Here is a 6,187-nt window from a genome sequence, read left to right on the forward strand (position 1 = left end):
AATGAGTCAGTGCACTAGCTGGCCATCTTGGATGTACGGAAAACACTTGTTTGCCGTGCAGCGACTTAACCGCGGGAGACCAGCGACACGTTGGCACCGAAAGGTGACAAAGACTCAGGTCAGTCTGAGAGGCTTCGGACTAGCGTAGTCATCCCTAATATAAGAACTAACAACACAATTTTGTAACGAACTAGATAAATAAAGAAACTTGATCGAATGCTTATTCGCTGCATATATCCTTGGCAGAAAACGATGGAGCTATAATGTGAATAAAATTTATAAAATACTTAATGTGAGTGAATGTCTATAATTTTAGGATCGGAGAAATAGAATGTTAGACGAGATACACATAGATCTGAGCACCGCCCAAAAAAGCTCACAGCATACAAGAAATCTGCTTATTGACGCCAGGCGCAAGACAAATATTGCAGATTATGAATACACCAAAGAAGTTCGCATTGCGCCCGGTGAAATACCACATAGTCATCCTGTTCTTACCTTAAATAATAGGCTTTCTAAAAATAACGATCTAATATGTACCTATATCCACGAACAAATGCATTGGTATGTTACATGGTTCTCGCATGTAAACTCCAATAAATGGCATTATTTAATTAATCAAATAGAAAATAAATATCCAGATATACCAATCGCATTCCCTGAGGGAGCAAATACTTATTTTTCCTCACTTCTCCACGTGCTTGTTAATTGGCTTGAGATCGAAGCGGCCTCTGCTGTTCTCGGCAGGGAAGTGGCGATCGAAACCACTTCCAAGAATTGGGTCTATAGCGGTATTTATAAAATCGTTCTTAGAGATTGGGATGAGCTATCGATGCTATTCAATCAAGCCGGTGTCGCTCCCATTCGTCTGGCTACGGACATGACGCCAGAGGACCTCGCACTCGCAGCCAGGATGGACGAAGCGCCGATCGATTGATGGCCAACCTATGATATCGGCTTTGGGGCGAGAGTGATCTCGCTCTTACTCAAAAGGCGTGTGGCGGAGGAAGTTCGCCACAGCCAGCGATCTCGGGTTTTGGCAAGCACTTGTTCGCCAGAAAGCCAAGTATGACATGCTGAATGACTGACCGCCTAAGGCGGGAAGCGGGCGTTCAGAGCGGGATACACGCGGCCTGAATTTGATCGATTTCGTACATTTGATGTAGCCACTCCTCCATAGATCGCCGCATCTTCACATCGACGTGCCCGATCCCGTCGGAGATACAGACGACTTCAAATCGGCGTTGCGCCGCATCAGCTGCTGTTAACCCTACACAGCCGTCCATGAACACACCTGTCAATAAAAGCTTAGTTACACCGTCAGCGTTCAGTGTCGTCTCGAAATCAGTATGAAGGAATACACTGTTCTGTGTTTTCACAATGCGTTTGGCGGAAGGCGGCGCCTTGTAACCATCAACAGGCTCAGCATCTGGTGTACCTTCAATGAGGCACGAATAGTTATATTTAATCATCAATCTGGACCAAGTACTCCTGTCGGGCTGATGGATTGTAACGACATCGTAGATTGGCAAATTTGCCTGCGCGAAGTGCGAAGCCAAGCCATCGATAGCAGGAAGTATATTGCCCACCTGATCTGAGCGTTCTGGTGTGCGAAACATCCATCGTTGCATGTCTATGATGACGAGTGCGAGCATGGATCTGGCGAGCGCTCCGTGTTGATCGAAATCATATTCTAAGACATCGCCTCGGTGTCAGAAAAAGTCCACACCGGGTCGAACGTAGCCCTATGAAGCGCTCGTCAGTGTCCAGTCGGCCACCTCGAATGTCGGAAAACACCTGTTTTCCGTATGTCTAAGCGAGTCAAACCCTACCAAGACACCGCCCTCAGGCGGCAGCCGCCTCCCCGTCCTCGAACCGGAGATGGGCCACCGCGTGGTTCGGGTCGAGCTGGGGCGCGAGATGCAGGGCGAGATCCCGCGGGCCGAGGTGGCACAGGTCGCGGTTATGGTCGTCCTCGCGGGGGTCGAGGTAGCTCACCAGCACGCCGGCGGCCTCGGCGCGCGCGCGCAGGATCGCGGCACCGCGCTCGCCGGCTGGATCGGCGTCGCGGGCTATGTAGAGGTGGCGCAGGCTGGGAGGGAGGATGAGGGCGCCGAGGTGCCCCCCCGAGAGACCGGCGACGTGCGGGACCGCCGGCAGGAGGAGCTTGAGCGACAGCACCGTCTCGACACCCTCGCCGGCCACCATCAGATCCGGGACCGTGCCGCGAAAGCGCACGCCGTGGCCGAGCTGCTGGCCGAGCCCCCGCCGCGGGTCGCGCAGCGCGGCCTTGCCACGCCCGTCCGGAGCGAGCCAGGTCCGGCTCACGCCCATGACGGCGCCCGACAAGTCGGTGATGCAGGCGATCAGGGCCGGGTGCCAGGTATCGGGGCCCGGCTCCTTCTGGGTCGGCTTGTACAGGCAGCGTGGGTGGAAGCGCAGGGAGGGCTCGCCGACGGCATATTCGAGGCCTCGCGAGCGCAGGTAGGCCGCCGCCGGGGTGCCAACGATCGAGCGGCCGTAGCCCCACAGCCGCCGGGCAGACCCGGTCGTGTCGGAGGCGGGCGAGAGGCGGCGGGCCGGCTCGGGCACCGCGGGCTCGGGCAGGCTTAGGAACGCCCTGGCTTGCGCCAGGGCCTCTTTCCAGCGGTTGCCGTTCTGGAGCACGATCACGTCGAGGAGGTCGCCGTGCTCGCCGGTCGCGGCATCGGTCCACTTGCCGCGGGCGCCCTTGCCGGTGCTCGGCCCGGTGAGGCGGACATACATCGATGCCCCCTCGGAGTTGAAGGCATCCCCGACGCACCAGAACCGGCCGGAGCGGTAGCCGTTCGACAGGTAGCGCCGGCAGAACGCCTCGGCGCGGTCGGCGAGCTGGCGCGAGAGATCGGCGGGGGTGGGATGGGTCGGCATGGTCGGCCTCCGACGAATTCGATCATTAAGCGTGAGCGGCGGCGGCGACGCAACGTAAGAGCGCATGTCGCTCCATCATCGCGGCCAGGATCGAGGGCCCGCGCTCCCCGACGGGGATGAACAGGCGGGTGCGGAACGAGATCACCTCGGAGAACAGCCCGATCGACTTCAAGCCGGCCCGCGCGCTCTCGCTCGCACCCATCACCTCGATGCGGTGCTCGCCCATCACTCTCACTCTCCGCACCTGGAGCCCGCCGGAGAGCTGGAGGCTCGTGCGCCCGCCATGCACCGCCGCGTAGGCCTCGGCCGGGTCCATGGCCGGTCCGGCGCCGAGGTTGAGCCGTTCGCGGGTGACGTGCAGGTCGTGGGGGTCGACCACGCGCCCGACGATCCGCTCGCCGTCGTCGGTGACGAGGCGGAAAACGCGCATGTCGATACCGGGCAGGCGGTCCCAGATCGGCAGGAGCAGGCCGGTGACGACGTAGAGGGTTCGCTCGTCGAATTCCGGCAGGGCCGCCAGCTCCGCCTCCCAGGCGGCCAGGAAGACCTCGGCCGGCATCTCCTCGAACGAGGACCGCGCGTACTGGTCCCGGTCGAAGAGCTGGCGCTTGAGCGGGCGCACCAGCCGCACCCGCTCCACCACGGAGCCGTCCTCGCGCGTCTCGCTCGCCGCCTTCCCCATCAGCCCCGGCCGGCCGGTCGTGGCGTTCACGACCGGCCGGAAGCCGGCCGCGATCAGGTCGAGGGCGCCGGCGCGATCGAGCGGCTGGAGGCGGCGGCGCTCGGTGATGGTCAGGAGGCGGGTATGCGCGCCGCTCGCCGGGTGGGTGTAGGCGACCTCGCGGGCGGTGACCTTGAAGGATTCCGCCGTCAGGACCTCGACCCCGACATCGTAGACGCCGGCCGAGATCGCCCCCTCGATCACCTGGGCCAGCCTTTCCTCGAACGCCTCGAACAGGCGGTTCTGCATCGCGATGCGCAGCGCGAGCACGCGGTTGAGGAAGCGGCCGATCGGCGGCAGCTCCTCGTGCACCGCCCCAGTGTCGGAGGTCAGCGAGAGGCCGGTCGACGCCTCGAACTCCTGGAGCGAGCATCCCTCGATCTCGCCCCGCACGATCGCCCAGTAGAGCTGGCGCAGCGCGGTCGCGGCGTAGGGGCCCTCGAGGTTGTCCTCGGGGCGGAACAGGCCCTGGCCGCCGGTCTGGCGCTGGCCTCGCGTGATGGCCCCGAGCGTGTCGAGGCGCCGCGCGATGGTCGAGAGGAAACGCTTCTCGCCCTTCACGTTGGTCGTCACCGGGCGAAACAGCGGAGCTTGCGCCTGGTTGGTGCGGTTGGTCCGGCCCAGGCCCTGCACGGCCGCGTCGGCCTTCCAGCCGGCCTCGAGCAGGTAGTGGACGCGCAGGCGCTGGTTCTTCGCGCGGCGATCGGCATGGTAGCTGCGCCCCGTGCCGCCGGCATCCGAGAACACCAGGATCCGCTTCTCGTCGTCCTGGAAGGCCTGGGTCTCGGACAGGTTGGCCCCCGCAGGCCGGTTCTGGAGCACGAGCCGGTCGACCCCGTCCGGGCCCGCCTGGCGCACGATCCGGCGCGAGCGGCCGGTGATCTCGGCGACGGCGCCGGTCCCGAAGTGGTGGAGGATCTGGTCGAGCGCCGATTGCACGGGCTTGAGCCCGCACAGGTGCTCGATCAGGCCGTCGCGGGCCTCGACCGCCTCGCGGCACTGGATCGGCTGGCCGTCGGCGTCGAGCGCCGGCCGGGACAGTACGATGCCGTCGGCATCGCTGTAGGGCTCGTAGAGTTGGGTTGGGAAGGCGTGCTTGAGGTAGTCGATGACGTACTCGCGCGGGGTGACGTCGACCTGGAGATCGCCCCATTCCTCGGACGGGATCTCGGCGAGCCGGCGCTCCATCAGCGCCTCGCCGGTCGAGACGACCTGGACGACCGCGGCGTGGCCGGCCGCGATCCCCGCCTCGATCGACGCGATCAGCGAGGGGCACTTCATCGCCGTGAGCAGGTGGTTGAAGAACCGCTGCTTGCTCGACTCGAACGCCGAGCGCGCCGCGGCCTTGGCGTGGCGGTTCAGCGTGCCGCTCTCGCCGGTGACGCCGGACGCCTTCAGCGCAGCGTCGAGGTGGGTGTGGATGATCTGGAAGGCGTCGGCGTAGGCGTCGTAGATCGCCGTCTGCTCAGGGGTCAGCGCGTGCTCGAGAATCTCGACCGTGACGCCGGCATAGGACAGCGAGCGGGCGGTGTAGAGGCCGAGCGCCTTGAGGTCGCGGGCGAGCACCTCCATCGCCGCGAGCCCGCCCTGCTGCATGGCGGTGACGAAGTCGGCCCGGGTCGGGAACGGGAAGCTGCCGCCGCCCCACAGGCCGAGCCGGTGGGCGTAGGCGAGCTTCTCGACCGTCACCGCGCCGGTGGCCGAGACGTAGAGCACCCGGGCGTCGGGCAGGCGGTACTGGAGGCTGAGGCCGGCGCGCCCCTGCTGCGAGGCCTCGACCACGCCGCGCTCGCCCGAGCCGCTGGCGGCGTTGGCCAGCGAGTGTGCCTCGTCGATCGCGATCGGCCCGTCGAAGTCCGCGCCGAGCCAGTCGACGATCTGGTCGAGGCGCGAGCCGGACCCGTTGCGCCCGGCCCCGCGCAGGGTGCCGAAGGTCGCGAACAGGATGCCCTCCGGCAGGACGATCGGCTTGCCCGGCGCGAAGCGCGACAGGGGCACGATCTGGAGCGGCTCCTGGCCGAGGTGGCGCCAATCCCGCTGGGCGTCCTCGAGGAGCGCCTCGTTCTTCGAGATCCAGAGCGCCTTCCGGCGCCCCTGCATCCAGCTGTCGAGGATGATGCCGGCGACCTGGCGGCCCTTGCCCGCCCCGGTGCCGTCACCGAGGAAGAAGCCCTGGCGGAAGCGCACGGCGCCCTCGGCGCCTTCGGCCGCGGCGGACAGCTTCGTGCCGGTCTCGTCGAGCGTCCACCAGCCCGGGAGGTGGCGGGCATGGGCCGCGCCGGCATAGATCACGGTCTCGAGCTGGCAATCCGAGAGCAGGCCGCCGGACACGACCGCCGCCGGCAGGTGCGGGGCGTAGGCCGGCCGGGGCAGCCGCACCGAGGCCATGGCGGTCGATTGCACGAGGCCGGTCGGGTGCGGGTGGGCGCCCTCGATCCGCAGGGTCTCCAGGGCATAGTCCTCGTAGAGCGCGGCATCCGCGTGCAGGATGGCGGGCAGCTCCTCGATCACCTCGTAGGCGAGGGGACCCGCCGGCGCTGCGGCCGCGGCCGCAGC

General features: G+C 64.7%; 4 protein-coding genes. 1 reads left to right on the forward strand and 3 read right to left on the reverse strand.

What is annotated here, in order from left to right; translation table 11 throughout:
• Positions 1-331 precede the first annotated feature (331 nt).
• Positions 332-937, forward strand: a complete 606-nt coding sequence (locus QR78_RS34665; protein WP_125901301.1) for a hypothetical protein — start codon at positions 332-334, stop codon at positions 935-937.
• 175 nt (positions 938-1,112) lie between these two features.
• Here QR78_RS34665 and QR78_RS33470 read toward each other — a convergent pair whose 3' ends face one another.
• The 3 genes from QR78_RS33470 to QR78_RS30765 all read right to left on the reverse strand — a co-directional run.
• The gene (locus QR78_RS33470; RefSeq protein ID WP_082172072.1) at positions 1,113-1,655 is read right to left on the reverse strand and encodes a cysteine hydrolase family protein; all 543 of its coding nucleotides are present in this window, start codon (positions 1,653-1,655) and stop codon (positions 1,113-1,115) included.
• Between the two features lie 190 nt (positions 1,656-1,845).
• Entirely contained in the window at positions 1,846-2,910 is a 1,065-nt protein-coding gene (locus QR78_RS30760; RefSeq protein WP_048431436.1) for a DUF7146 domain-containing protein, read from the reverse strand.
• 25 nt (positions 2,911-2,935) lie between these two features.
• On the reverse strand, positions 2,936-6,187 hold a 3,252-nt coding region (locus tag QR78_RS30765), incomplete at its 5' end, for a strawberry notch family protein (protein WP_048431437.1).

The sequence above is a fragment of the Methylobacterium indicum genome, assembly GCF_001043895.1.
Lineage (GTDB): Bacteria > Pseudomonadota > Alphaproteobacteria > Rhizobiales > Beijerinckiaceae > Methylobacterium > Methylobacterium indicum.